The organism is Actinospineispora spinosispora DSM 44797 (assembly GCF_000429025.1).
Classification (GTDB): Bacteria; Actinomycetota; Actinomycetes; order Mycobacteriales; family Pseudonocardiaceae; genus Pseudonocardia; species Pseudonocardia spinosispora.
The window spans coordinates 243687-268473 of the sequence record NZ_KE386838.1; the positions used below are offsets into that span (position 1 = coordinate 243687).

At 69.2% G+C, this 24787-nt stretch carries 26 protein-coding genes and 1 pseudogene; 14 read left to right on the forward strand and 13 right to left on the reverse strand.

Annotated features, from left to right (window positions below):
- Positions 1 to 67 precede the first annotated feature (67 nt).
- On the reverse strand, positions 68 to 1477 hold the full coding sequence (locus G406_RS0141830) for an MFS transporter (RefSeq protein WP_051343390.1): 1410 nt from the start codon (positions 1475 to 1477) through the stop codon (positions 68 to 70).
- Positions 1478 to 1560: 83 nt separating this feature from the next.
- Between G406_RS0141830 and G406_RS0141835 the strand changes: the two genes are divergently transcribed.
- Positions 1561 to 2079, forward strand: a complete 519-nt coding sequence (locus tag G406_RS0141835; RefSeq protein ID WP_028938515.1) for a winged helix-turn-helix transcriptional regulator — start codon at positions 1561 to 1563, stop codon at positions 2077 to 2079.
- Positions 2080 to 2170: 91 nt separating this feature from the next.
- Here G406_RS0141835 and G406_RS0141840 read toward each other — a convergent pair whose 3' ends face one another.
- Complete coding sequence (locus G406_RS0141840) at positions 2171 to 2947, reverse strand: methylenetetrahydrofolate reductase (RefSeq protein WP_028938516.1); 777 nt, start codon at positions 2945 to 2947, stop codon at positions 2171 to 2173.
- A gap of 33 nt (positions 2948 to 2980) precedes the next feature.
- Here G406_RS0141840 and G406_RS0141845 point away from each other — a divergent pair, with 33 nt between their 5' ends.
- Positions 2981 to 3931 carry a ribose-phosphate diphosphokinase gene (locus G406_RS0141845; RefSeq protein ID WP_028938517.1) on the forward strand — a complete coding sequence of 317 codons (951 nt, stop codon included), beginning with the start codon at positions 2981 to 2983 and terminating at the stop codon, positions 3929 to 3931.
- 186 nt (positions 3932 to 4117) lie between these two features.
- Here the strand turns inward: G406_RS0141845 and G406_RS0141850 are convergent, their stop codons facing one another.
- The gene (locus tag G406_RS0141850) at positions 4118 to 4612 is read right to left on the reverse strand and encodes an Lrp/AsnC family transcriptional regulator (protein ID WP_028938518.1); all 495 of its coding nucleotides are present in this window, start codon (positions 4610 to 4612) and stop codon (positions 4118 to 4120) included.
- Positions 4613 to 4690: 78 nt separating this feature from the next.
- On the opposite strand from G406_RS0141850, the gene G406_RS53095 reads away from it, so the two are divergent.
- Genes G406_RS53095 through G406_RS0141865 form a run of 3 tightly spaced genes read left to right on the forward strand, consistent with a single transcriptional unit; the run spans position 4691 to position 6584 of the window.
- Positions 4691 to 5677: a Glu/Leu/Phe/Val dehydrogenase dimerization domain-containing protein gene (locus G406_RS53095; protein ID WP_037081243.1), complete on the forward strand. Its 987-nt coding sequence runs from the start codon at positions 4691 to 4693 to the stop codon at positions 5675 to 5677.
- A gap of 55 nt (positions 5678 to 5732) precedes the next feature.
- Entirely contained in the window at positions 5733 to 6323 is a 591-nt protein-coding gene (locus tag G406_RS53100) for an SSI family serine proteinase inhibitor (protein ID WP_051343391.1), read from the forward strand.
- A gap of 51 nt (positions 6324 to 6374) precedes the next feature.
- Positions 6375 to 6584 carry a dodecin gene (locus G406_RS0141865; protein WP_028938519.1) on the forward strand — a complete coding sequence of 70 codons (210 nt, stop codon included), beginning with the start codon at positions 6375 to 6377 and terminating at the stop codon, positions 6582 to 6584.
- On the opposite strand, the gene G406_RS0141870 is transcribed toward G406_RS0141865, so the two are convergent.
- Positions 6553 to 7488 carry a hydroxymethylglutaryl-CoA lyase gene (locus tag G406_RS0141870; protein ID WP_028938520.1) on the reverse strand — a complete coding sequence of 312 codons (936 nt, stop codon included), beginning with the start codon at positions 7486 to 7488 and terminating at the stop codon, positions 6553 to 6555. The two genes, G406_RS0141865 and G406_RS0141870, sit on opposite strands and share 32 nt — an antisense overlap.
- Positions 7488 to 8702, reverse strand: a complete 1215-nt coding sequence (locus G406_RS0141875; protein ID WP_028938521.1) for a CaiB/BaiF CoA transferase family protein — start codon at positions 8700 to 8702, stop codon at positions 7488 to 7490. Before G406_RS0141875 ends, G406_RS0141870 begins: the two co-directional genes overlap by 1 nt.
- Positions 8703 to 8815: 113 nt before the next feature.
- Between G406_RS0141875 and G406_RS0141880 the strand changes: the two genes are divergently transcribed.
- Positions 8816 to 9595 carry an IclR family transcriptional regulator gene (locus tag G406_RS0141880; protein ID WP_028938522.1) on the forward strand — a complete coding sequence of 260 codons (780 nt, stop codon included), beginning with the start codon at positions 8816 to 8818 and terminating at the stop codon, positions 9593 to 9595.
- Between the two features lie 65 nt (positions 9596 to 9660).
- Complete coding sequence (locus G406_RS0141885; protein ID WP_028938523.1) at positions 9661 to 11031, forward strand: MFS transporter; 1371 nt, start codon at positions 9661 to 9663, stop codon at positions 11029 to 11031.
- On the opposite strand, the gene G406_RS0141890 is transcribed toward G406_RS0141885, so the two are convergent.
- The 3 genes from G406_RS0141890 to G406_RS0141900 form a co-directional block, all read right to left on the reverse strand.
- Complete coding sequence (locus tag G406_RS0141890) at positions 11017 to 11619, reverse strand: TetR/AcrR family transcriptional regulator (RefSeq protein ID WP_028938524.1); 603 nt, start codon at positions 11617 to 11619, stop codon at positions 11017 to 11019. The two genes, G406_RS0141885 and G406_RS0141890, sit on opposite strands and share 15 nt — an antisense overlap.
- 4 nt (positions 11620 to 11623) lie before the next feature.
- Positions 11624 to 12616: an aldo/keto reductase gene (locus G406_RS0141895; protein WP_028938525.1), complete on the reverse strand. Its 993-nt coding sequence runs from the start codon at positions 12614 to 12616 to the stop codon at positions 11624 to 11626.
- Positions 12617 to 12780: 164 nt separating this feature from the next.
- A complete protein-coding gene (locus G406_RS0141900) occupies positions 12781 to 13155 on the reverse strand; it encodes a hypothetical protein (protein ID WP_028938526.1) in 375 nt (124 codons plus the stop codon).
- Between the two features lie 167 nt (positions 13156 to 13322).
- Between G406_RS0141900 and G406_RS0141905 the strand changes: the two genes are divergently transcribed.
- The gene (locus tag G406_RS0141905) at positions 13323 to 14306 is read left to right on the forward strand and encodes an alpha/beta hydrolase (protein ID WP_051343418.1); all 984 of its coding nucleotides are present in this window, start codon (positions 13323 to 13325) and stop codon (positions 14304 to 14306) included.
- A 51-nt stretch (positions 14307 to 14357) separates the two neighbouring features.
- Here the strand turns inward: G406_RS0141905 and G406_RS53105 are convergent, their stop codons facing one another.
- Complete coding sequence (locus tag G406_RS53105; RefSeq protein ID WP_051343392.1) at positions 14358 to 14894, reverse strand: L,D-transpeptidase; 537 nt, start codon at positions 14892 to 14894, stop codon at positions 14358 to 14360.
- Between the two features lie 165 nt (positions 14895 to 15059).
- The gene (locus G406_RS0141915) at positions 15060 to 16895 is read right to left on the reverse strand and encodes a choline/carnitine O-acyltransferase (RefSeq protein ID WP_028938528.1); all 1836 of its coding nucleotides are present in this window, start codon (positions 16893 to 16895) and stop codon (positions 15060 to 15062) included.
- A gap of 81 nt (positions 16896 to 16976) precedes the next feature.
- Between G406_RS0141915 and G406_RS0141920 the strand changes: the two genes are divergently transcribed.
- Entirely contained in the window at positions 16977 to 17846 is an 870-nt protein-coding gene (locus G406_RS0141920) for a HalD/BesD family halogenase (RefSeq protein ID WP_028938529.1), read from the forward strand.
- Positions 17847 to 17889: 43 nt separating this feature from the next.
- Positions 17890 to 18432: pseudogene (locus G406_RS59245) on the forward strand (LysE family translocator); the annotation flags it as partial.
- On the opposite strand, the gene G406_RS58635 reads toward G406_RS59245, so the two are convergent.
- Positions 18319 to 19617, reverse strand: coding sequence for an MFS transporter (locus G406_RS58635; RefSeq protein WP_064743177.1), 1299 nt, complete (start codon positions 19615 to 19617; stop codon positions 18319 to 18321). The pseudogene G406_RS59245 and the gene G406_RS58635 sit on opposite strands and share 114 nt — an antisense overlap.
- A 53-nt stretch (positions 19618 to 19670) precedes the next feature.
- On the opposite strand from G406_RS58635, the gene G406_RS0141935 reads away from it, so the two are divergent.
- Together G406_RS0141935 and G406_RS0141940 are read left to right on the forward strand one after the other, a co-directional pair.
- Positions 19671 to 20231, forward strand: a complete 561-nt coding sequence (locus tag G406_RS0141935; RefSeq protein WP_028938531.1) for a TetR/AcrR family transcriptional regulator — start codon at positions 19671 to 19673, stop codon at positions 20229 to 20231.
- A 42-nt stretch (positions 20232 to 20273) separates the two neighbouring features.
- Complete coding sequence (locus G406_RS0141940; protein ID WP_037081246.1) at positions 20274 to 20846, forward strand: DUF2867 domain-containing protein; 573 nt, start codon at positions 20274 to 20276, stop codon at positions 20844 to 20846.
- 21 nt (positions 20847 to 20867) lie between these two features.
- On the opposite strand, the gene G406_RS0141945 is transcribed toward G406_RS0141940, so the two are convergent.
- Positions 20868 to 21416, reverse strand: a complete 549-nt coding sequence (locus G406_RS0141945) for a TetR/AcrR family transcriptional regulator (protein ID WP_028938533.1) — start codon at positions 21414 to 21416, stop codon at positions 20868 to 20870.
- A 175-nt stretch (positions 21417 to 21591) separates the two neighbouring features.
- On the opposite strand from G406_RS0141945, the gene G406_RS53115 reads away from it, so the two are divergent.
- Positions 21592 to 23256: a DHA2 family efflux MFS transporter permease subunit gene (locus G406_RS53115; protein WP_084216827.1), complete on the forward strand. Its 1665-nt coding sequence runs from the start codon at positions 21592 to 21594 to the stop codon at positions 23254 to 23256.
- Between the two features lie 58 nt (positions 23257 to 23314).
- On the forward strand, positions 23315 to 23962 hold the full coding sequence (locus G406_RS0141955; RefSeq protein ID WP_028938534.1) for a class I SAM-dependent methyltransferase: 648 nt from the start codon (positions 23315 to 23317) through the stop codon (positions 23960 to 23962).
- On the opposite strand, the gene G406_RS0141960 is transcribed toward G406_RS0141955, so the two are convergent.
- Complete coding sequence (locus G406_RS0141960; protein WP_028938535.1) at positions 23941 to 24627, reverse strand: AraC family transcriptional regulator; 687 nt, start codon at positions 24625 to 24627, stop codon at positions 23941 to 23943. The genes G406_RS0141955 and G406_RS0141960 overlap by 22 nt on opposite strands.
- Positions 24628 to 24787: the final 160 nt, after the last annotated feature.

A 24787-nucleotide genomic window follows, 5' to 3' on the forward strand; every position in this document is an offset into this window, starting at 1 on the left:
GGGACGTTGAACGTCCCTAAAGCCACATTCGTGCCGGGTTGGGGTGTGGGTGGTGAGGGGCGGGTGGTCAGGGGCGGGTGCGGCGGAGGCAGAGCAGGACCGCGGCTGCGCCTGCGAGGGAGAAGACCAGTGCGGTCAGGACCGCCGCGTTCCAGTTGCTCAGCAGCTCGCCTGGGCGGGTCGCCAGCACCACCAGGACCGTCACGCCGATCGCCGAACCGAGGTAGCGCGCGGTGTTGTTGGCGCCGCTGCCCATGCCGGCGCGGTCCGGCGGCACGCTGGCGACCGCCTGCCTGCCCAGGGCCGCGTTCAACACTCCACTGCCGAGACCGGCGATGACCAGCCCGGGAACCAGCCGCAACAGCCCGTCACCGCTGTGCAGCCCGCACAGCAACAACAGCCCGACCGCCACCACCGACAGCCCGATGGCCAGCTGGACGTCGCCGTTGATCCGCAGCCGGCGCGCCACCAGCGCGACCGGGACGCTGACTCCGGACCAGATGACGATGCCGAGCGATCCGACCAGTGCGTCGGCGCCGAGGCCACGCTCCATCAGGGTGGGCAGGAAGGACATCACCGCGATGACCCCCATGCCGGTCGCCAGCCCGGCCACGGTGACCGCGACGAAGTCCGGCCTGCGCAACAGCCCGAGGTCCAGCAACGGCGCGGCGCCGGATTCGAGACCGCGCCGACCCGTCCGCAGCTCGACCAGCACGAACCCGACGAGCAACAGCACCGAGGCGATCAACAGCACGAGCGTCTGGGCACGCAGCCACCCTTCGCGCCCGGTGACCAGCCCGGCGAGCAGCGCGCTCAGCCCGACCCCGAGCAGCACCGCACCGGTCAGGTCGGGCCGTCCGACGTGTTCGGCCGGCCTGCGCGACTCGACGAGCATCAGCCGGGCGGCCACCGCGAAGGCGGCGGTGAGCACCATGAGCAGCAGGTAGGGCGAGCGCCAGCCGAGCATCGGTCCGAGGGCCGCGGACAGCAACGGTCCGGCGGCGATCCCGGCGCCGACGGCGGCACCCCAGATGCCGGTCGCCCTGGTCCGGCCGTGCGGATCGGGGAACGCGTGCCCGATCAGTCCGAGACCGCACGCAATCACCGCCGCCGCGCCGAGCCCCTGCCCGATCCTGGCCAGTACGAACACCAGCGTCGACGGGGCAAGCGCACCGACCAGCAGGGTCACGGCGGTCACCACGGAACCGAGGAAGAACACCCGGCGGCGGCCGAAGTCGTCGGCGAGCGCTCCGGAGATCAGCAGTCCGGCGGCCAGCCCGACGCTCATCGAGCTGAGAATCCAGGTCTGTCCGGCGGCCCCGGCGCCGAGCGCGGCCGCGACCGAGGGCAGCGCGCTCATCGGCACGGTGAACAACGCCAATGCCAGGAAGGTGCCGAGCGCGGAGAGGGTCAGCGTTCGTCGACGGACCGCCACGGCCGCGTCGTCCTGCTCATCGAGCACCGCGTTCTGTGTCATGTCGCCCCACTCCTCGGTCTGGTGACTGAACTGTAACCAGTAGTAGGTTCATTCACCAGACCAAAGACTGTTAGTCTTGTCGCATGGCGCTCGGCAAGGGATACGACCGGCAGGACTGTTCGCTCGCGCGTGCGCTCGAGGTCGTCGGCGAACGCTGGACGCTGCTGGTGCTGCGCGACTGCGTGTTCGGTGCACGTCGGTTCCGCGACCTGCGCGACCGGCTGGACATGCCCCGCGCGGTTCTCACCGACCGGCTGAATGCGCTGGTCGAGGAAGGTCTGCTGGTCCGGCGGCCATACCAGACGGGTCGCGACGAGTACCTCCCGACGGACAAGGCGATCGCGCTGTGGCCGGCGATCTACGCGCTGCGCGAATGGGGCGAGCAGTACTACCCGCCGGCGCAGGGGCGGCGCCGCTTCTTCACGCACGTCCAGTGCGGAACCGACATCGACGGCACCGGGCACTGCCCGAGCTGCGGCACGATGCCGGCACCCGGTGACCTGGAGACCCGCCCCGGCCCCGGTGCCGACATGACGTTGCGCGACGACCAGGTCAGCGTCGCGCTGTACGAAACGCATCGCCTGTTGACGCCCCTGCCCTAGTGTCCTGAGTCGCAAGTTCGTGTGCTGAGTCCGGTGATCCAGATGTCGTCAGGCAAGGCGCCGGAGGCAGCTCGTACCGAGGTACTCGCAACTAGAGCTCCTTCTCGAGCTTGGCCGCGACCTGGCGGAACCGGCTGACCGGAACCAGATGCACACCGGCGAACGCACCGGTGTCGCGCAGCGCCAGCACCTGCTCGCACGCCGCGTCGACACCGGCGTCCGGGTCCGCGTCGACCCGCGCGATCAGCTCGTCGGGGATGCTGATGTCCGGGATCGTCGCCGCGAGCCGCTTCGCCATGCCCGCGCTGGCCAGCACCATCACCCCCGCGTACACCGGCGCCTGGACCGGGTTCGCCTCCCGCCAGCGCAGCAGGTCCGGGATCGAGTAGCTGACCTGCATGAACACGAAGTCCGCCGCCTGCTTCCACGGAACGAGCGGCCGACTCAGCCCCGCGGTCACGCCGATCTCGAACCGCTCGACCGTGCTGAACGACGGATCGTCGCCCGCCCGGCGCGCCTCCTCCATCATGGTGCGCACGGTCAGCTCGCTCGTCCGGCCACCGGCCGTCGGTTTGTCCCCGTGCACGAAAAGGAACTGGTCGACCCCGTACGCGGCCGCGGTCAACAGGTCCCGGCGGAAACCGAGCAGGTTGCGGTCCCGCGAGTTGACGCACGCGATGCTGCGCCCGCCCATCGCCGCGACCTCGTGCGCCACCGCGATGCTGGACACGGTGGCCCGCCCGATGTGGTTGTCCGGGATCAGGAACGAGTCCGCGACCGGCGCCAGCACCCCGATCTGGTGGCGCGCGTGCCGCAGGTCGGGCTTCGTCGGCGGTTCGATCTCGCAGATCACCCGGAATCCACTCATTCACCCGACGTTAGCTGCTGAAGAATGATCAGCATGCGGGATATCACCCTGTTCAGCGGATCAGCACACCCCGAGCTCGCGGCCGCGATCTGCCACCACCTGGAGGTTCCGCTCGCCCCGACCAGGATCGACCGGTTCACCAACGACTGCATCGAGGTCGCGCTGCAGGCCAACTGCCGCGAGCGCGACGTCTTCATCGTCCAGCCGCTGGTGCCGCCGGTACAGGAACACCTCGTCGAGCTGCTGCTCATGCTGGACGCCGCGCGTGGTGCGTCGGCAGCCCGCATCACCGTCGTGATGCCGCACTACGCCTACGCCCGCTCGGACAAGAAGGACGCGCCGCGCATCTCCATCGCCGCCCGGCTGGTCGCGGACCTGCTGGTGACAGCGGGCGCGGACCGGGTACTGGCGATGACGCTGCACTCGCCGCAGGTACACGGCTTCTTCAGCGTGCCGGTCGACCACCTGCACGCCCTGCACGAGCTGGCCGGCCACTTCCGCGCCGGTGACCTGAGCAACTCCGTCGTGCTGTCCCCCGACCTGGGCAACGCGAAGGAAGCGTCGAAGTTCGCGCGACTGCTGGGCGTGCCGGTCGCCGCCGCCGCGAAGCAACGCCTGTCCGACGACAAGGTGGTGATCAGCTCGATCATCGGCGACGTGGCCGGCCGCGACGTCATCGTGCTCGACGACGAGATCGCCAGGGGCAGCACGATCATCGAGGTCCTGGACCGCCTGGCCGACCGGGACGTGTCGTCGGTCCGCGTCGCCTGCACGCACGGTCTGTTCACCGACGGCGCGCTCGACCGCATCGGCGCTCGGGGTGACGTGACGGAGATCGTCTGCACCAACACGGTCCCGATCCCCGATGCGAGCCGCTCACCCAAGCTGACGGTCCTGTCGGTGGCGAAACCCCTGGCGGAGGCGGTCCGCCGCATCCACAACGGCGAGTCGGTAAGCGTCCTCTTCGACCCCCCTCGTGAGTGATGAGGCCCCCGGGAGCGCGCACTCCGAGCTGCGTGCAGCCCTGACGTGCTGATTCGCTCGTACCCCGGCTTTCGTGAGTGGCAAGTGGTCCTATAGCAACCCTGGGCACTCACGACGAAAAAGCTGTCGTGAGTGCCCAGGGTTGCTACGCCTTCGGCGCCCCTTCGGGGTAGAACCACTTGCCACTCACGTGGGGCGGCGGCCTACTCGGCTGGAGGGGGGATCGCCGGGGAGCACCGAGACGATCTGGTTCATCGTGTGCTGGTAGATCACCGACGAGCGGAAGCTGATGATCTCCCGGCGCTTGCTCAGGCGGTCGAGCAGGAAGGACTGCAGGTGCTCGATGTCCTGCACCGCCACGTGGACGAGGAAATCGTCCCCGCCGGCCAGCACGAAGACGGCGAGCACCTCCGGCAGCGGCACCAACGAGTCGTGGATGGTGTCGATGACGTCCCGGGTGAGCGGCCGCACCTGGACCGTGATGAGGGCCTGGACCCGGCGGTTCAGCGCGGGCAGGTCGATGCGCGCGGTGTAGCCGGTGATGACACCGTGCTGGCGCAGCAGGCGAACCCGTTCCAGGCAGGTCGACGGCGCGACACCGACGGCGCCTGCGAGGTCCCGGTTGGTCTGCCGGGCGTCGCGTTGGAGTTCCGCCACGATTGCCGAATCAACTTCATCCACGCTCCCCAGCTTGCCGCATGCCCCGAATTTTGTTCGGCGGACCAGCTACATGCCATCGGAAGTACCTAGTTTCTCGCCATGACACTGAACCATGAGCAGGTAAGGATCGTTCTCGGCGCACGATCCGGAGTCCCGATCATCGTGGCGATCCACTCGACCGAACGCGGGAAAGCGCTCGGCGGGTGCCGTCTGTGGCACTACCCGGACTGGCGGGACGGGCTGGCCGACGCACTGCGGCTCGCCGAGGGGATGACCGCGAAGAACGCCGCCGCCGGTCTCCAGCACGGCGGCGGCAAGACGGTCGTCGCGCTGCCCGCCGGGTTCGTTCTCGACGCGCAGGCCAGGCGCGAGGTGATGCTCGACGTCGGCGACCTCATCGAGTCGTTCGACGGCTCGTACGCGACCGGACCGGACGTCGGCACCACACCGGAGGACATGGCGGTCATCGGCGAGCGGACCGGTGAGGTGTTCTGCCGGCCGGAAGCCGCCGGGGGCAGCGGTGACTGTTCGCCGTACACCGCGATCGGGGTGCTCGCCGCGATGCGCGCGGTGTGCGGGGAGCTGGACGGGTCGACGGAGCTGCGCGGCCGGCGGGTCACGGTCGTCGGGCTGGGGCACGTCGGTACGCCGCTCGTCCGCGCGCTGCACGCCGACGGTGCCGTGCTCACGGTGACCGACATCGATCCCGCGCGCCGCGCGCTGGCCGCCGCGCTCGGCGCCACCTGGGTGGACATCGACAGGGCACCGACCGTGCCCGCCGACATTCTCGTGCCGGCGGCGCTCGGCGGACTGCTCACCCGGGAGCTCGTCCCGCACCTGCGCTGCCGGGGGATCGTCGGACCCGCCAACAACCAGCTCGCCGAACCGGAGGTGGCTCGGCTGCTGTCGGCGCGCGGCATCATCTGGGCGACAGACCATCTCGCCAGCGCCGGTGGTGTCGTCTACGCGGTGGCCCGCGAGCTCCACGGTGTGGATCATCAACAGGCACTTGAGCGGGTGCTGAGCATCGAGGACACCGTCAGGTCTCAGCTGCGTAGCGTGCATACTCGGGGGCAGGTAGCCTGACTTTCCCACGTGATCAACGTCGGTGGGGATGAGTGCCGGCGGGCGAGGGGATTGCATGCTGAGGAACGGACTGAGCACGGTCGCACTGGCGTCGGCGAGCTGCCTGCTGGTGGTGCTGTCGGCGTCGCCCGCATGGGCGGACGGGTCCACTCATCAGCACGATTCGGGCAGGTCGACGCCGGGTTACCAGGACGATTCCACGCCGCCCGACGGCAGTTCGGCACAGAACGGGGGCAGTACCCGTTCCGGAGTGGCCGCCCCCGGTATCCCCGGTTACTCGCCCACCGCGCAGGGGCCGACGCCGCCCGCGACCAAGCTGACGATCACCATTGCCGGTAGTCCGGTGGCAGGCCACGACGGCCGGTTCGTACTCACCTGCGACCCGGCCGGTGGCCAGCATCCGGACCCGAAGAACGCGTGCGCAAAACTCGATCAGGCCGCCGCCGCGCGCCAGGACCTGTTCGCGGGAGTGCCCGAGGGCCAGATGTGCGCGCAGGTGTTCGGCGGTCCGGCGACCGCGGAGGTCGTCGGCACGTGGCGGGACCGCACGATCAACACCAAGATCACCCGGACCGACGGCTGCCAGACCGACCGGTGGAACAAGCTCGTCCCGGTCATCCCGCCGGAAGCCCCGACCGGCACCTGAGTTCCCGCCAGGGCCAGCACAACCCGGCCCGCGCCTCTACCGTCGGATCCCATGGATCACACGTATCGCATCACCGAGATCGTCGGAACGAGCCCGGACGGCATCGAGCCCGCCATCCGTAACGGTGTGGCCCGAGCCGCGAAGACGGTGCGCAACCTCGACTGGTTCGAGGTCACCGAGGTGCGCGGTCAGATCGAGGACGGGGCAGTGCAGTACTTCCAGGTCGGGCTCAAACTGGGTTTCCGTCTCGACGACGAGTGACCGGAGCGGCAGGGGCGGTGCCGACGGTGGCCAGCGCCGAGTCGAGCGGATGGTCGATCAGCCCGGCCAGGTGGTCGCGGACGGCGGTGAGCTTCACCGGGTCGATGCCGGTTCGCAGGCCCTCGCGGTGGAGCAGGTGCACCAGGTCGTCGGTCGCCACGTTGCCGGACGCGCCGGGCGCGAACGGGCATCCGCCGAGTCCGCCGAGCGCCGCGTCGAACCTGCGGATGCCCAGGCCCAGCGCGCACCAGGCGTTCGCGGCGGCCATCCCGTAGGTGTTGTGCAGGTGCAGCCCCAGCTCGATGTCGCCTGCCGCGTCCCGCACGGCGCCGATCGCCCGGGTAACACCTCCGGGGTGCGCGGCGCCGATCGTGTCGGCGAGATGGACCACCTCGGCGCCCATCCCCACCAGGCGCGTCGCCACCCTGGCGACCCTGGCCGGGTCGGTGTCCCCGTCGAACGGGCACACGAACGCCGTGGCCACGGCCCCTTCGACGCGTACGCCGGCGTCGCGCAGGGTCGCCGCCGCCGGTTCGAGGCGGTCCAGCGCGGCGTCGGTGCTCGCGCCGGCGTTGGCGACGCTGTGCCCGTCCGAGGCCGAGACCACGAAACGCACGGTCCGCGCACCCGCCTCGATCGCGCGTCGGGCACCGCCGTCGGTGAACACCAGGGTGTGCAGCTGCGCGGTCACCTCGGCCGGGTTCAGCCCGCGCAGCACCTCGGCGGACCCGGCCATCTGCGGCACCTTCGCCGGGTTGACGAACGCGCCGACCTCCAGCGACACGAGCCCGGCGTCCAGGAGTCCTTCGGCGAGCGCGAGCCGCTCCTCGACCGGCAGGACCACCTTCTCCAGCTGTAGCCCGTCCCGCAGCAACACGTCGGTGATCAGGACGTCGGGTTCCATCAGATCGCACCCTTCGCGCGCAGCTCGGCCCGTTCAGCCTCGCCGTAACCCAGCTCGGACAGCACTTCATCGGTGTGTTCGCCCAGTTCAGGGCCCATCCAGCGGGTCCGGCCCGGGTTGTTCTCCAGCCGGGGGACGATGCCGGCGAAACTCACCTCGGTGTTCTCCTCGCCGATCCGCACCGGGTGTCTCTCCAGCATGCCGCGTGCCGCGAAGTGCGGGTCCCGCGCGATGTCCGGCGCGGTCAGGATCGGTCCGTGCGGCACCTCGGCCGCGAGCAGCACCTCGGTGGCGCGTTCCATGCTGACGCCCTCGGCCCACGCGGCGAGTGCTTCGTCCAGCTCGTCGTTGTGCGCGACGCGGCCCGCGTTGTCCGCCATCCTCGGGTCGTCGGCGAGCTCGGGACGGCCGATCGCGTGCATCAGCCGCCGGTAGATGCCGTCCCCGTTGCCGCTGATCACCACGTATCCGCCGTCCGCGCACCGGTAGGTGTTGGACGGCGAGGCACCCGGGATGCCGGTGCCAGCGGGTTCGCGCAGCACGCCGAATGCGTCGTGGTCCGGCGTCAACGACTCCATGAGCGAGTAGATCGACTCGTACAGCGCGACGTCGACGACCTCACCGCCCCGGGTGCCCCGCTGGACCAGACCGAGCAGCGCACCGATGACCGCGTACAGGCCGGCGACCGAGTCGGCGAGGCTGATGCCGACCCGAACCGGCGGCTGCCCGGGATATCCGGTGAGGGCACGCAGCCCGCCGACCGCCTCGGCGACGCCGCCGAAACCGGGACGGTCACGGTACGGCCCGGTCTGGCCGTACCCGGAGATGCGGACGATCACCAGGTCCGGGTTGACCGCGCGCAGCTCGTCCGGCCCGAGACCCCATCGTTCGAGGGTGCCCGGCCGGAAGTTCTCCAGCAGCACGTCCACCTGTCCGGCCAGGCGCAATGCCACCTCCTTGCCCTCGGAGGTGCGCAGGTCGAGGGTGACCGAACGCTTGTTGCGCCCGAGGTGCCGGAACAGCAGCGAGGTGTCGCCGCCGTGCAACCGCCAGCGGCGCAACTCGTCCCCCGCGCCGGGTCGTTCGATCTTGACGACGTCCGCGCCGAACTCGCCGAGCAGCCTGCCCGCGCTGGGCGCCGCGATGAAGTTCCCCAGTTCGAGGACCCGAATCCCGGTCAACGGACCGGAGCCTGCCGTCGCTGATGCCGCCACCTAGCCACCTCGCCCACATAGTGAGTTATAAACCCATCATGTGGTTGGATTCGGCGGAACGTCAAGGACAGCGTCGATATGCTGCTCAGCGTCACAGCACCCTCGGAGGAACCATGACCGAGCCGGGCTCCAACTCGGCGACCCCCGTCCTGGTGCTGCGGAAGATCCGTCAGATCCTGCGCGCGTTCAGCATCGAGGATCCGGAGCTGTCGCTGCATCAGATCACCAGGGCGACCGGTCTGCCCGCCAGCACCTGCCAACGGTTGGTCCGCAACCTGGTGCTGGAGGGTTTCCTCGATCGCGACGGTGACCGGTACCGGATCGGGCTGGAGTTCGTGCAGTGGGCGGCACCGGGCACCTTCGGGCTGGACCTGGTGGCACTGACCCGGCCGAGCCTGCAGAAGCTGCGCGATGACACCGGCGAGACCGCCTGCCTGTACCTGCGGCACGGACCGTTCCGCACGGTGGTCTCGCTCGCCGAGTCGCGGCACCCGATCATCCGGCTGTTCGTGCTGGGCATGGTCATGCCACTGCACGCGGGCTCCGCCGGCAAGGTGCTGCTCGCCTGGGACCCGGCCGCGCGCCAGGACGCGGTCGGCCACGGTCTCACCCGCTTCACCCCGGACACCGTGGTCGACATCGACGTGCTGACCGGGCAGCTGAGCGCCATCCGGGAGGCCGGCTACGCCGCCAGCTTCGAAGAACGCGACGTCGGCGCGGCGTCCATCAGCGCTCCGGTGTTCGGCATCGACGGTGACGTGGTCGCCGCCCTGGGCATCGGCGCGCCCACCCAGCGACTCACCCCCGCCGACCTGCCGAGGCTCGCGCCGGTCGTGGTCCAGGCCGCGTGGGACGCGTCCCAACGGTTGGGTTGGCGTCACTCAAAGGATTGACGACGCCGCGAGTCCGACCACATACTGATTCCGCTATCCACAGTGTGGTGTTCAGGAGGCGTTGCATGTCCGAGGCCGGCACGAGTACCGGAACGATCGCGGCCCGGATGGACCGACTACCGGTCACCAGAACCCACCGTATGGCCACCGTGGCGATCGGGCTCGGGATGTTCTTCGACATCTACGAGGTGTTCATCACCCCGGTGCTGAGCTCCGTACTGACGAAAGAGTTCGCACTCAGCAAGGCCGCGCTCACGCCGATCCTGGCGTCCACGTTCATCGGCATGTTCCTCGGTGCGCTGGTCATGGGCAGGGTCGCCGACCGGCTCGGCCGACGCAGGGCGTTCCTGCTCAACCTCGGCCTGTACTCGGTGTTCTCGCTGCTCGGCGCGTTCAGCCCGGACCCGATCTGGCTGATGGTCACCCGGTTCATCGCCGGCATCGGCCTCGGCGCCGAACTGCCGCTGGCCGACACGTACCTGACCGACCTGCTGCCGGCCCGCAAGCGTGGTCGTTTCATCGCCTGGGCGTACACGGTGTCGTTCGTCGGGGTGCCGTTCGTCGGTTTCCTCGCGCACGCGCTGGTCGACAAGACGGTCTTCGGCGTCGACGGCTGGCGTTGGATCTTCGTGATCGGCTCGCTCGGCGCGATCGTGGTCTTCCTGCTGCGCCGAGGACTGCCGGAGTCACCGCGCTGGCTGGAGTCGGTGGGTCGCGGTGACGAGGCCGAGCAGATCACCGTCCGGTTCGAGGACGAGGCACGGGCCGACGGCCACACGCTCGACGAGCCCGGCGCTCCCGCCCCGGTGGTGCCGGCAGCCCGTGGTCTCGAAGGCCTGCGGGTGCTGCTGCGGCCGCCGTTCGGCAAGCGCACCGGGATGATGGTCGTGTTCCACGTGTTCCAGACCATCGGCTACTACGGGTTCGGCACGATGGTGCCGCTCGTGCTCGCCGCCAAGGGCTACCCGGTCGGCCAGTCGCTGCTGTTCACCGCGCTGGTGTGGCTCGGTTACCCGGTCGGTTCGGCGCTGTCGCTGCCGCTGGTCGAACGGTTCGAGCGCAAGTTCCTGGTCATCGGTTCGGTCATCCTGATGGCGATCTTCGGGCTGGCGTTCGGCTTCTCCAACGCGATGACGCCGATCCTGGTGTTCGGGTTCCTCTACACCGCGATCAGCAACGTGTTCTCCAACGGCTACCACATCTACCAGGCCGAGATCTTCCCGACGGCGGTCCGCTCGACCGCCGCCAGCGGCACCTACGCGGTGTCCCGGCTGGCGACGGCCGCGATGCCGTTCGTGCTGGTCCCGGTGCTGAACGACTTCGGGGCGGGCGCGGTCTTCGGAGTCGTGTGCGCGGCGATGGTGATCGTCGCGGTGGACATCGCGCTCCTCGGACCGCGCACCACCGGCCGGACGGTGGAGTCAGTCAGCTCGTAGCCCGGCGAGCACCAGGTCGACCAGCGTGGTGAACGCCTCCTCGATGCCCGGCCGCGACCAGTGGTTCGCGTAGGTCGGGTCGTGGAAGCGTGCCAGGGCGTCGAACACCGCCCTGGCACTGCGCCCCGCGTCGGCCACGTGGAACTCCCCCGCCTCGGCGCCGTCGGCGATGATGCGACGCACCTGGTCGACCATGTCGTCCAGGTGCTCCTCGATCACCGTGCTGTGCTCGGTGACCAGCACGTGGTAGGTCGCGTACAGCTCCGGATCGTCGGAGACCTTGCGCCGCTTCGCCTCGAACAGAGTCGTGAGCCAGGTGCGCAGCCGGTCCGACGCCGAACCGGGCCCGGTCACGATGTCCGGCAGACCGGCGTGGACCCGGTCTAGCCAGCGGTGCGTGACGGCTTCGCGCAGCGCGGACTTCGTCGGGAAGTGCCGGTACACGGTGCCGTGGCTGACGCCGAGCGCCCTGGCCACATCGACCACGGTGGCCTTCGCCGGGCCGAACCGACGCAGCACGTCCTCCGTGCAGGCCAGGATCTCCTCGGACGTCAGCGGGCCGTCCCGCTTCGGAGGTGCTGCTGTCACCGGGTCACCGTTCGCTGTCGAGCATGAGCATCTGTTCCGCGGCGTAACGACTTCCGGCCGCCGATCCGTGCGGTACAGCGGCCTCGATGGCGGTCAGGTCGTCGGCGGAGAGCACCAGTTCGGCCGCGCCGAGCGTCTCGGTGAGCTGCTCGCGGCGGCGCGCGCCGAGCACCGGGACGATGTCCGTTCCCTGCGCGGCGACCCAGGCGATCGCCACCTGGGCGACCGTGACACCCCTGGCCTCGGCCACGACGCGCAGCGCGTCGACCAGCTCGAGGTTGCGGGCCAGGTTGTCACCCTGGAATCTCGGTGAGTAGTTGCGGAAGTCCGCAGTTGCGGAGCTGGTGTCGGGCTTCCACTTCCCGGACAGCAGGCCCCGGTTCAACACGCCGTACGCCGTGATCCCGATACCCAGCTCGCGGCAGGTCGGCAGGATGTCGTCCTCGATGCCCCGGGACAGCAGGGAGTACTCGATCTGCAGGTCGGCGATCGGGTGCACGGCCGCGGCCCGGCGGATCGTCTCCGCGCCGACCTCGGAGAGACCGATGTGCCTGACATAGCCTGCCTTGATCATGTCGCCGATCGCGCCGATCGTCTCCTCGATCGGGACGTTCGTATCGAGCCTCGCCGGCCGGTAGATGTCGATGTGGTCGGTACCCAGCCTGGTCAGCGAGTAGGCGAGGAAGTTGGCCACCGCTTCCGGGCGGGCGTCGTAGCCTCCCCAGCGGCCGTCCGGGCCGCGCAGGCCACCGAACTTCACACTGATCGTGACGTCATCGCGGTTCCGGCTCTTGAGCGCGTCACGCAACAGCAGCTCGTTATGGCCCATCCCGTAGAAGTCACCCGTGTCCAGAAGCGTGACGCCCTGGTCGATCGCCGCATGGATCGTGGCGATGGACTCCTGCTCGTCGGAGGGCCCGTACACGCCGGACATCCCCATCAGCCCCAACCCGAGGGCGGATACGTCAGGCCCGGTACTTCCCAGTCGTCGTGTCATACCTCAACTATGACCTGTCAGATGACAGATATCAATATCTGTCAGCGAACACCCGCAGCCGCACTTCCTGACACTTTTCATGATCACCACCGCCTGAGGGTTGTTTTCGAGCTCGAAAACAGCCCTCAGGCGGTGGTGATCATGGGCAGTCGCGCGGAGCGGGGCTATTTGTACCGGAAGCCGTCGAAGAAGCGGCGGAAGACTCCGCCGTCCCTGGGGAGGGCGGGCTCGGGGGGTGGGGCTGTTGCTCTCAGGGAGGCGATCGGCTGGTTGTAGTCGGCACGTGCGATCGCGTCGACCACCTGGGCCTCGTCGAAGTCCTCTGAACCCTCGATCACGGGGACGAAACCCACTAGCATTCCGTCGCGCATGATCTGGGCTTCCAGGGTCGCGGTGCCGTCGGTGTCCCAGATGGCCTCGCGTCCGTCGCCGATCGTCACCCGGATGCCGAACACCATGGCGTCCGGTCGCGCCAGGTGCGCGTCGATACCTCGGTCACGTAAAGCGTCAGCGACTCGGCGGGCACGGTTCTCTTGCACTCTTAAACCCTACCTTTGTTGATGGTTTGGTCGCTGTGAGTAATGGATTGCTGCGCCAAATGAGGCAACCGGGCGTATAGCTCTGACCAGCGCGCAAACGCTTGCCCGGCACCGTACGCGCATGCGACGATTTTAATGGATCGTCGCAATGATGCGGGGTGGTCAGAGTGTTGGAGCAGCTCAAGCCGGGTAGTACGGCGACCGTCGAGATCAAGCCGAGCCACAGCCCGTCCGCTCTGCTGCTCGCCCCGGTGCTCCGCCAGGTCACCTGGCTGATCCGTCGGTTCGAAGGCCGACCAGAGGCCGGACTGCCCAGGATCGCCTACCTGTCCGACTTCTATCTCGGGCTCATGCAGCCCGCTCCGTCCGGCACGCAGCTGACGCCGGTCCCGTTCGACGGGTTCGACGCCGAGCTGGTGCGGGCGCCGCGCGCCACCGGCGAGGGTGTGGTGCTGTACTTCCACGGCGGGGCGTTCTTCTGCTGCGGGCTGCGGTCGCACCGCCGGATGGTGGCCCGGATCTCCGCCGCGTGCGGCATGCCGGTGCTGAACGTCGGTTATCGCCAGCTGCCCACCGCGACGCTGACCCAGTCGGTGCAGGACTGCCTCGACGCCTACCGCATGCTGTTGGACAGCGGCTACTCGAGTGACCAGGTGGTGTTCGCCGGTGACTCGGCCGGGGGTTACCTGGCGTTCGCGGTGGCGCTGCGCGCGGTCGCCGAAGGGTTGCCCGCACCGGCGGGGATCACCGCAATCGCGCCGTGGGTGGACCTCGAGTGCCAGTTCAGCCTCGGGCACCCCAACGGGCTGACCGACCCCTACCTGCCGATCCGGCAGATTCGCCGGCTCATCCCACTGTTGTACGGCGGTCCGACATCGCCTGTCGCGTCGCTGCTGGACGTCGACCTGTCCGCGCTGCCTCCGACGTTGATCCAGGTCGGGTCGGTCGAGGCGCTGCTGTCCGACGCGGAGCTGATGACCGACCGGCTCGCGCGGGACCGGGTGCCGGTGACGCTGCAGATCTGGCAGCGGCAGGTGCATGTGTTCCAGGCGTTCGCCGACTTGGTGCCGGAGGGGCACGCGGCGATCCGCGAGATCGGCGCTTTCGTGCGGGGCGTCATCACCCCGGCCGAGAAGGAAGCCGCGGCCTGATCTCGTGAGTGTTGAGTATGGCCATGGCCATACTCAACACTCACGAGGTGGCTAGAGGCCGAGGAGGCCGCCGCCGCCCTTGCTCGGCTTGTCGTCATCGTCGGGGACCGAACCGTCGCCCTGGACGATCTGGACCGTGTCACCGATCTTCAGGTTGTTGAAGAAATAGGCGGCGTCGGAGTTCGCCAGCCGAATACAGCCTGCGGTCCGCGGGTCTCTCGGAGTTCCGCCGTGGAATGCGAGACCGGAATTGCCGAAGAACACCGAGTACGGCATATCCGCGCCGGTCGCACTGGCCTTGTGGTGCTCGTCCTTCGACGTCACCCGGTAGGTGCCGGGCGGGGTGTCCATTCCGGGCCCGCCGGAGGTCGCGTCGAGCGGACCGCGCGCGACCTTGCCGCCCTTGGACAGCCAGGCGTGCGCGTTGTACCCGCTCTTACCCAGCGACACGCAGGCCGTGACGCCCGACTTGCAGGGCGTACTGGTCGCGGCGGACGCGGTACCGGCCATCGGCAGCGCAGTCAGGGCCGTGACCAGCCCGACGCAACTGAGCGCCCAGATCGGACGAAAGATGCGGCGTTCTGTCATGGGACAAATCCCCTTCCGAGCAGACCCCGACCAGCAAAGATGTCGGAACGATAACCGGCCCACTCGGCATTACTCTCGGCGACCCCTTGATTACCTAAATTGTCACTTTAGGTATAAGAACGCTTCCACTAAAGAGTGAAAGCGTTCTTCGTCCACCCTTTGTGACTACTCTCCGCTCGCCAGTAGCTCGGACAGCTCGGTGATCGCGGTGCGCAGTTCCTCGATGAAGGTCGCCATCTGGCCGGCCACCGCACCGGGAGTGCTGAGGTACAGGTTGAAGTGGTCCGGAAGCAGCACGTACGCGACGCCGATGCACTGGCTGCTGGTCGAGCCGAACCCGAAGTACTCGATGTTGACCGACGGCGCCGAGCTGGTGCTCAGGTAGTCGTCGCGCATGATCAGCCAGCCGGGTGAGCTGTACAGCGACGGAACCTCGGTCACGCCGAGCTCCTCGCCCCGGCGGCGCTGGATGAGCTGCAGCTCCCACAGGTGCTGCTCGGGCGCGCGGCCCTGCTGGCAGTCCTTCGCCCTGGTGACGTGCGCGGTCGCCGCCGCGCGGAACGCCTCGCGCCTGGTGGCGGCGCATGTCCCGCGGTCGGTCATCGCGGCGACGAACGCCAGTACCTCGGGCGTCACGACACGCATCGCCTCGGTGCGGCCGTGCCGGTACTGGCGGGTCGCGATCGACTCGTAGGTCGCACCGATCTTGCCCTTCGCCCGCAGGTGCGCGAGCTGGTAGGCCATCTGCACGAACGCGTCCGGGGACATGCCGAGCTGCTTGGCGTGCGTGGCGCTGAAGTCGTCGAAGTGCACGACGGTGGTCGCGGTGTCGGCGCCGAACCGGGCGAACGAGTCCCGCGCCGCCGCGATCGTCTGGCGCAGGTCGTCGTCGAGGACGAACTCGACCGGCTCGGACTTCGGCGTCCCCTCGGCGTAGGACGCGACGCCTGCCTGGTCGGCGGGCGGGTCGAGCAGGTTGTCGACGAAGCTGAGGATCGTCGTGCCGTCCAGCTCGCAGTGCTCGACGTTGATGCCGGCGCGCCCGTTGCCGAACACGATCAGCGAGACGGCCTTGTCGAACCACCGGTTGGCGCTGTCGCCGTGCAGCAGCCGGTCGCAGGCCTGCTGGTCGTCGGCCGGTTCGAACGCGTCGAGACACAGGCAGAACAGCGCCGACTCGATGGTCTCCAGCCCGGCCGCGTTGGCCGGGTCGAGGTCGCGCAGCACCTGGCGGCGCTCCGCCCACTCGGCGCGCGCCATCGTGGTGAGGTGCCCGACCGACTCGTCGGGCCCGGCGGGGGTCGCGGCGTCGCGGATGGCACGCAGGCCCTCGGCGATCTCCGCGACCGGGTAGGGCCTGCCGTCCGGGTCCTGCACGTCGAGACGCACCATCCGGCCGTCGATGAGCACCACGATGTGCCGCGCGGTGGACGGTCCGGGCCACTCTTTGCTGTACGGAGCGCGCACGCTGTCCAACTCGAGACCCGGGATGCGGGTGGTGGAGAACAGGTACTTGTACTGCTCCATCGTCTGCGGCGCGCCACGCAGCAGAACCGGCGGAACCTGCTCGTCGTCGAGCCGCTGCTTCAGCGCGACCGCGTCCGCGATCAGGTGCGCGGCCCTGGCCAGCTGCGAATCGACGCCGGGGACCTGAGCCTCGCCGTCGCGCGCGTCGCGGAAAAGGAAGAAAAAGTTAGCGTTCAGCGCGATGCGGTCGCGGCGGCCCAGGTAGCGGTACGGCCAGAAGACGTCCAGCCAGCTCGGCGTGTCCGGATCGGCCTCGAAGCGCTCCAGCGCGGCCTGCAGCACGTGCCCGTCGCCGTCCGGCGCGAGCAGCTCGTCCACGGCGGCCCGGGTCCGCGCCAGCTCGTCGGAGGTCAACAGCGGGCTGCACCACTCGATCAAGCGTTCGCCACTACTGGCCAGGTCAGGCAGCGGAACGCGGGGTAGTTGCGCCTCATTCTGGAAGGTGCGCGTCGAGTAGCCTCGGTCGCTGTTCATCCTCATCCTCGAGTTCGCTGGGTCGGGCCGCCTCGACGTCGCGCAGGGGATGTGGGACGTCTCAGCCGAGAGGACCTCGCCGTGCCCGGAGCAGACACTCTGGAGATCGACGACCTGCTGAACACGACCCGTTATCCCGTGGCTGTGCCGGGGAGCGCGGACTGGCAGCGCATAGTTTCCCACGCGCGTGACGGTCTGCGTGTGAACGGTTGCTGTGTGCTTCCCGGCTTTCTGGCGCCGGAGTCGATCGACCGGCTACGCGCCGAGAGCACCGAGCTGGCCCCGGCCGCGCACTACGACGTCGAGACGGTCAACGCCTACAACATCGCGCTCGACACCCCGCTGCCCGACGACCACCCCGGCCGCGTCCGGATGCAGCGGCGCAACGCGTTCGTGCCGCGCGACCGCATCCCGTCCGACGCGATCATCCATCAGCTGTACACCCATCCGATGTTCCAGCGGTTCGTCGCGGACTGCTTCGAGCTCCCCCAGGTGCACGAGCTGGCCGACCCGCTGGCCGGTCTGGTGCTCAACGTCGTGCTGCCGGGTGACTCGCACCCGTGGCACTTCGACAGCAACGAGTTCACCGTGACGATGCTGACCCAGGGCCCGGAGTCCGGCGGGGTGTTCGAGTACTGCCCGGACATCCGCTCCGCCGAACGGGAGAACTTCGACGACGTGCGCGCGGTGCTGTCCGGGGAGGGCAGGCACCTGATCCGCCGCCTCGAACTGCGCCCCGGTGACCTGCAGCTGTTCCGGGGCCGCTACTCGCTGCACCGGGTCAGCCCGGTCGGCGGCGCCACGGCCCGGCACAGCGCGATCCTCGCCTACACCGAGCGCCCCGGGGTGATCGGCACGGTCGAGCGGACCCGCCAGCTGTTCGGACGGGTGCTGCCGGAGCACGTCGCCGCCGAAGGGCGGGCGGTGCGGTCGGACCAGCTGCTCGACTAAATCGGGTGGGCGGGCGCGGGAGCGGCGATTAGCGTTGGCGTACGTGCTCACCTACCTGCTCGCGTTCACCGCGGTCGCCACGCTGCTGACGATCAGCCCGGGCCCGGATTTCGCCGTCCTGGTCCGATCCTCGATCGCCGGGAGCCGGGTGCACGGGCTGGCGACGGCGGTCGGGGTGGCGGTCGGCTGCCTGCTGTGGGCGCTGGCGAGTGCGCTGGGCGTCACCGCGCTCCTGGCCGTCTCCACGATCCTGTACGACTGTCTGCGGCTCCTCGGCGCGGTGTACCTGTGCGTGTTGGGAGTGCAGGCCTGGCGTAACCGAGGCCTTGTTCACGTGACGGACGACGCGGCGAAGCCCCGCTCGGTGTGGGCGGCGTTCCGCGCCGGCCTGCTGAGCAACGTGCTGAACCCGAAGGCGGGCGTGTTGTACCTGTCACTGTTGCCGACGTTCGTGCCGCCGGGCATGCCGGTGCTACCGATGACGCTGCTGCTGGCGGCGATCCACGTGGTGATCGGGCTGGTGTGGATGAGCACCGTCGTCATGGTGGTCGATCGGGCGCGCGGCTGGTTCTCCGCCGAGCGCATCCGTCGCAGGCTGGACCGGATCACCGGCGGCGCACTGGTCGGGTTCGGGCTCGCCGCGGCCTCCGAGGTCGCGCTGAAGGCCTGACGGCCGCGCGACCAGCGTGATCAGCGCGATGGCGGAGGCGAGCAACAGGGCCGTTCGAAGGTCCCAGCGGTCGGCGAGCGCCCCGAACAGCGCCGGACCGAGTACCGCGCCGAGACCGAGCAGGAACACGGTGATGCTGAACCCGGCCGACGGCCGATCGGGGAACGTCCGGTGGCTCCACACCGCGAGCAGCCCGGAGATCGCCATGAAGACGAACCCGTAGACCACGGCGGACAGGCCGATCGCGGGCCACCAGCCCGGTCCGACGGCGATCAGCGCCGCCGCGAGCGCGAGCCCGCCGAGCAACAGCGCATGCGCTCGACGCGGGCCGAGTCGTGCCAGCACCCAGCCGGTGAACACCGCAGAGGTCCCGGAGACGCCGATGACCATCCAGAACACCGATCCGGCGACCGGTCCGGCTGCCCCGGAGACCGCCGCCAGCGCAAAGGTCCAGTACACGGCGCCGACCATCCCGTAGGACAGCGCCGTGCAGTAGAGGGCCGGCGTGCCCGGCCGACGGAGCAGCCCGACGCCGGGCCGGCCCGCGCGCCGGATCGGCCGCGTCCCGCGCAACAACCGTGCGTTGTACCCGGTGACCAGCACCGCGACCGCGCTGAACACCAGCCACGCCGAGCGCCACCGGCTGTCGGACAGGGCGAGTGCTCCGGCGACGGTGATCCCGAATGCGGTGCCACTCGGGATGGCCGCCAGCAGCCACATGCGCCGATCCGGGGTGATGAGCTGGTCGATGGCATCCGAGTAGGGCGCCCACGCGAAGCCGGAGCTGGCACCGGCCACCACCAGCCCGGCGAACAGGAACACCGGTCGGTCGGCGAGTGCCACGACGCTCGTCCCCGCGGCGGCGGACAGTCCCGCCGCGATGATCAGACGCCGTGGTCCGAGCCGGTCGGCGAGCAGGCCCACCGCGGTCAGGGCCAGCACGTACCCGAGGTAGGCACCGCTGGCGACCATCCCGGACGCGCCGACGGACAGGCCGAGCTCGGCGCGGATGTGCGGTTCGAACAGCCCGTACCCGTACCGGGCGAACCCGTAGGACACCCCGATCATGGCGATTCCCGCGCCGCCCAGCCGCCACTCCACGCAGCCTCCTACACTGATCTGTGAATCTCTCCGACCGAAAGGTACACAGGTCTGTGAAGAAAGGCGAACTGACGCCGGGCGCGGCCCGCATCCTCGAGGTCGCTTCGGAGCTGTTCTACGAACGCGGCATCCACGCGGTCGGGGTCGACACGATCGCCGCCGAGTCCGGGGTCACGAAACGCACCCTGTACAACCGGTTCGGCTCGAAGGACGGCCTGCTCATGGCCTACCTGGAGACCCGGGACCGGCACTGGCGCGGCCTCATCGCCGACCGCCTCGACGAGCTGACCGACCCGGTCGAGCGGGTGCTCGCGCCGTTCGACGTCCTGCCGCGGTGGCTACCGGCCAGCAACCGGGGGTGCAGCTTCATCAACGCGTTCGCCGAGCTGCCGGACGCCGACCACCCCGGCCGCGAGCTGGTCACCGGTGAGAAGAAGTGGCTGTTGGCCCTGTTCCGCGACCTGCTCGCCGAGGCGGGCGTCGCGGGAGCCGAGACCCGCGCGGTGCAGCTGCTGGCGCTGCACGAAGGCGCGATCGTGGGCCACACGATGGCCGAGGAACCCACCGCGGTGAGCTCCGCTCGGGTGGCGGCACTGACCCTGCTGCGGTGCTAACATCCATCTATACGTACCCGTATAGATGGGTCGGTCGGTCCGATGAAGCTTCCGAACACCGCGCACACGTCACGGCCGTGGCGAATCCACGAGCTCACGCGCGACTTCCGGCTCGAGGACGTCTGGGAGCTGCCCACGCCCGGCGGTCCGGACGACTTCCCCGAGCTGGTCCGCCAGTTCTCCTCGAGCAGCTGGTCGTCCGGCCTCTCCCGCCTGCTCTTCGCGGCTCGCCGGGTACTCGGGACACTGCTGCGCTGGGACGAACCGAGCACCGGCCTGAGCTCCCGGGTGCCGACGCTGCGCGACCGGCTGCCCGACGACCTGCGCGACGCCCCGACCGGGCCGACTGTCGACGACCTGCCGTTCGTTCCGCTGTACCTGCTGGAGAACGAGTGGGCGGCGGAGGTCGCGAACAAGACGATGCACGGGGTGGTGCATCTCGGGTGGGTCCCGGACTCCTCGGGCGGCTTCCGCGGCCAGCTGGCCATCCTGGTCAGCCCGAACGGGCTGCTGGGCAGGGTGTACATGGCCGCGATCGCACCGTTCCGGTACGCGATCGTGTACCCCGCGCTGATCAGGACGATCGGCGAGAACTGGCGTGCTGTCAGGTCCTGAGACGGTCAGGTCCTGAGACGGTCAGGTCTTAAGGAAGGCCGCCGCGAGGCCGACGACCTCGTCACGCGTGCGCGCGCCGTGGTCGGCGGCCATGAAGTGGTTGCCGATCAGCAGCGAGAAGGCGAGCATGCTGCGTGCCTCGACCTCGTCCGGATCGGAGCAGAACTCACCGAACAACGCACGCAGGTAGTCCATCCGCCGGTTGTCCACCCGCCGCAGCCGCTCCGCGACGTCCGCATCCCGCCGCGCCCAGTCCCGAACCGCCAGGTCGACCGGTATCAACCGGTGACTGAAGGTCAGCAGACCCGCTCTGTCCAACCGGGAACGCGCGTCACCCCCGTCACGCTCGACCCGCTCGATGACCGCGTCGGTACTTTCCCGCTCCCACGCGTCGAGCATCTCGGTCAGTAGCGCGCCGCGGTCGGCGAAGTATCCGTAGAACCCGCCCTTGGTCACGCCGAGCGCCTTCGCCAGCGCTTCGATCCGCACCGCGTCCGGACCACCGGCGGCGAGCGCGGTCAACCCCTGCTCGATCCATCGCTCACGGGGCGTACGAGTCTCGGCGACCATGGCATCAGTGTCCCGGTGACCGAACGCGCGTCGGAACGAGACCCAGGTCACCGAATCAGCGCAGCAAACGGTGCAGATCTCGTCGTTCAGCTCTCACTTCACCAGATTACTTTTTCTATCGCCTCACCTTTCTGTACCGTCGACAGGGAACCGAAAGGTGAGGGGAGAATCAACCATGTCAGGTGCGCCGCCACCCGATGCGGGCGGAGGGGAAAGTCCCGACGCCATCCAGAACTGGATGCTGCCCCTCATCGTGCTGACCGTCGGCCAGTTCATGGCCGTGCTGGACATGACGATCGTCAACATCGCGATCCCCACGCTGGGCAACGAGTTCGGCGCGGCGACCGACGACATCGAGTGGGTCACCACGATCTACTCGCTGACCCTCGGCGTGATCGCACCCGCCAGCGGCTGGCTCGCCGACAAGCTCGGCCCGACCAGGCTGTTCACCTACGGCCTGTTCGCGTTCGCACTCGGTTCCGCGCTGTGCGGCATGGCGTGGGACCTGAGCAGCATGATCGTCTTCCGGGTGATCCAGGCGATCCCCGGCGGCGTCATCCCGATGATCACCATGGTGATCATCTTCCGGATCGTGCCGAAGGCCCAGCTGGGAAGCGCGATGGGCATCTTCGGCCTCGGTGTCGTCACCGGCCCGGCCCTCGGCCCGACACTCGGTGGCTGGCTGCTCGACCAGACCAGCTGGCACCTGATCTTCTTCATCAACGTGCCTTTCGGTGTCATCGGCGCGCTGATCTGCATGGTGAAGCTGCCCAAGCTCGCCGGTGTGCCGGACAAGAAGTTCGACTTCCTCGGCTGGCTCACCGCCGCCGCCGGCCTGTTCGGCCTGCTGCTGGTGATCCACGAGGGCCCGACCTGGCACTGGACGTCCTACAAGACGCTCATCCTGGCCACCGCGAGCGTGCTGTGCCTCGCGCTGTTCGTGGTGATCCAGTTCGAGAAGGACGAACCGCTGATCAACCTGCGGGTGCTCAAGACGTTCCCGTACACGGTGTCGCTGCTGCTGATCATGTGTGTGATGGTCAGCATGCAGGCGGTGATGTTCTTCCTGACCCTGTTCGTCCAGCAGGTACGCGGTCTGCAACCGCTGGAAGCAGGTCTGGTGCTGTTGCCCCAGGCGCTCGCGATGATGGTGATCATGCCGATCTCCGGCAAGATATTCGACAAGTTCGGCCCACGGGTGCCCGCCGTGGTCGGGCTGAGCCTCGCGGCGTACGGCACCTACCTGCTGACCCTCATCACTCCGGACACGACGACCACCCAGATCATGTGGTGGACCGCCATCCGGGCACTGGGCACCGCACTGGCGATGATGCCGATCTTCACGGCGGGTCTGAACGCGATCCCGCCGCAGTACGCCAACGCCGGCAGCCAGCTCAACAGCATCATGCAGGAGCTGTCCGGTTCGCTCGGGCTCGCCGCGATGAGTGTGTTCACCACCAGCACGCTCGCCCAGCTGCTCTCCGACCGAGGCGCGCTGATCAAGGACACGGGCACGCTCGACCAGGCCCAGATCATGGGCCAGTACCAGCAGCTCCAGTCGCATGTGACGTCCACGGCGTACGCCAACATGTTCCTGCTCTGCACCGCACTGACCGGGGTGGGCATCGTGCTGGCGTTCCTGCTGCGCAACGGTGCCGCCAAGCCCGCGCCCGCGCCGGCACCCGTGGCGACCGAGCCGGAGTCCGTGGTCAGCACGGCCGACGAGCAGCCGGTACCGGTGGCGATGCCGTCCGCGACGAGCCACCTGGCCGCACTGCCGGACAGCGAGCTGGACTTCGACCCCGACCAGTTCCGGGAACGCGAAACACTGCGCAGCTGATCACCGGGCGAGCGGTTCGTTCAAGACGCGGACCGTCTCGCCCGGTGAGACTGCGGGCATGACCGAGAACACCTTCACCCCCGCCCCGGGTCGTTTCGCACCCACCAGGTTCTACGACCGGGTGGTCGCGTTGACCCGGGAGCGGCTGTGGCGCTCGCTCGCCGCCCTGTACGTGGCACCCCGGCCGGACGACGTGATCGTCGACGTGGGGTGCGGAACGGGTTCACTGGCGTTGTTGCTGGCCCGGGTGGAGCCGAGGGCACGTCTGGTGGGGGTGGACCCCGATCCCGAGGTGCTGGCAGTGGCAGGACACAAGGCCTCCGGCGCGACGGTGCGCTGGCAGCCCGGCATGGGTGATGCACTGCCGGCGTTGCTGGGCCCGGGGTCGGCGGACACCGTCGTGTCCAGCCTCGTCCTGCACCAGTGCCCGATCGAGGTGAAACAGCGGCTGCTCGCGTCGATGTGGGCGGTGCTGCGCCCCGGCGGGAAGCTGGTGATCGCCGACTACGGCCACCAGCGGACGCCGTTGATGCGCCTGGCGTTCCTGATCGTCCAGCTGGCGGACGGCCGGGAGGACACCCGGCCCAACGCCGACGGCAGGCTCCCTGCGCTGATCTCGGAGGCCGGTTTCCGGAACGTGCGGGAGGCCGAGGTCGTGGCGACGGTGTCCGGTTCGATCTCGGTCTACGTCGCCCGCAAGGACTGACCGCGCAGAGCCGGCAGCACGGCCGACGGCGTCAGGCCCATCATGTCCCGCATCAGCCGGGTGAGGTGGGCCTGGTCGGCGAACCCCGCGGTGACCGCCGCCTCGGCGAGCGGATGACCGTCCTGTAGTGCCTCGGCGGCCCGCCGGAGCCGGGACCACATGCGCCACCGGGGCAGGGGCATCCCCACCTGTTCCCGCGCAAGGGCCCGGAGCCGCTGCGGCGAGAGCCCGACGGAGGCGGCGAGCAGCGGCATGGGGACAGTCCGCTCCCGCAGCATGGTCAGCGCGTCCAGCAGGCGGGGGTCGAGTGCGGTGGAGGACCGCGCACCTCCCTGTCCGATGTCCGTGGCGCGCAGACCGGCCAGCTCGGGAGCAGCGGTGATGTCACCGGAACAGCACTCGCGCAGCCGGTCGGCGAACACGCACTGCGGCTCGACGAAGAACGTGACCAGCTCGTCGGTGGCGAGCAGCCGGTGCCGGGCCATGGGCCGGACGACCAGGGCCGACGCCGAACGGGTGTGCCCCGACGAGTCCTTCATCGCGACCGCGTCCCGCACGGCGACGGCGATCTGGAAAGCACCGTGAGCGTGCACCGAGCAGTCGGTGGTGGGCCCTCGGTACACCGCGTAGCCCGCCCCCACGACGAACTCCGTCCGGACGTCCACAGTCCTATGGTGCCAGGGTCAGCCGCGCAGAGCCGCGACGATCTCCTCGGCGGAGGCGATGGCGGACGCCCGCGCGGCGCAACGTAGACGGTGACTGTTTGGCGCAACAAATATGCTGTGTGACTGTATATCGAACTGGGTTCGTGGGGTACGGATGGAG

Coding starts and splice junctions, on each gene's coding strand:
- G406_RS0141865 (WP_028938519.1), top strand. CDS start 6,375: ATGGATCACACGTATCGCATCACCGAGATCGTCGGAACGAGCCCGGAC.
- G406_RS0141940 (WP_037081246.1), top strand. CDS start 20,274: ATGAAGCTTCCGAACACCGCGCACACGTCACGGCCGTGGCGAATCCAC.
- G406_RS0141895 (WP_028938525.1), bottom strand. CDS start 12,616: ATGACACGACGACTGGGAAGTACCGGGCCTGACGTATCCGCCCTCGGG.
- G406_RS0141835 (WP_028938515.1), top strand. CDS start 1,561: ATGGCGCTCGGCAAGGGATACGACCGGCAGGACTGTTCGCTCGCGCGT.
- G406_RS0141885 (WP_028938523.1), top strand. CDS start 9,661: ATGTCCGAGGCCGGCACGAGTACCGGAACGATCGCGGCCCGGATGGAC.
- G406_RS53105 (WP_051343392.1), bottom strand. CDS start 14,894: ATGACAGAACGCCGCATCTTTCGTCCGATCTGGGCGCTCAGTTGCGTC.
- G406_RS0141955 (WP_028938534.1), top strand. CDS start 23,315: ATGACCGAGAACACCTTCACCCCCGCCCCGGGTCGTTTCGCACCCACC.
- G406_RS0141945 (WP_028938533.1), bottom strand. CDS start 21,416: ATGGTCGCCGAGACTCGTACGCCCCGTGAGCGATGGATCGAGCAGGGG.
- G406_RS0141845 (WP_028938517.1), top strand. CDS start 2,981: ATGCGGGATATCACCCTGTTCAGCGGATCAGCACACCCCGAGCTCGCG.
- G406_RS0141830 (WP_051343390.1), bottom strand. CDS start 1,477: ATGACACAGAACGCGGTGCTCGATGAGCAGGACGACGCGGCCGTGGCG.
- G406_RS53115 (WP_084216827.1), top strand. CDS start 21,592: ATGTCAGGTGCGCCGCCACCCGATGCGGGCGGAGGGGAAAGTCCCGAC.
- G406_RS53095 (WP_037081243.1), top strand. CDS start 4,691: ATGACACTGAACCATGAGCAGGTAAGGATCGTTCTCGGCGCACGATCC.
- G406_RS0141870 (WP_028938520.1), bottom strand. CDS start 7,488: ATGGAACCCGACGTCCTGATCACCGACGTGTTGCTGCGGGACGGGCTA.
- G406_RS0141840 (WP_028938516.1), bottom strand. CDS start 2,947: ATGAGTGGATTCCGGGTGATCTGCGAGATCGAACCGCCGACGAAGCCC.
- G406_RS53100 (WP_051343391.1), top strand. CDS start 5,733: ATGCTGAGGAACGGACTGAGCACGGTCGCACTGGCGTCGGCGAGCTGC.
- G406_RS0141915 (WP_028938528.1), bottom strand. CDS start 16,895: ATGAACAGCGACCGAGGCTACTCGACGCGCACCTTCCAGAATGAGGCG.
- G406_RS0141880 (WP_028938522.1), top strand. CDS start 8,816: ATGACCGAGCCGGGCTCCAACTCGGCGACCCCCGTCCTGGTGCTGCGG.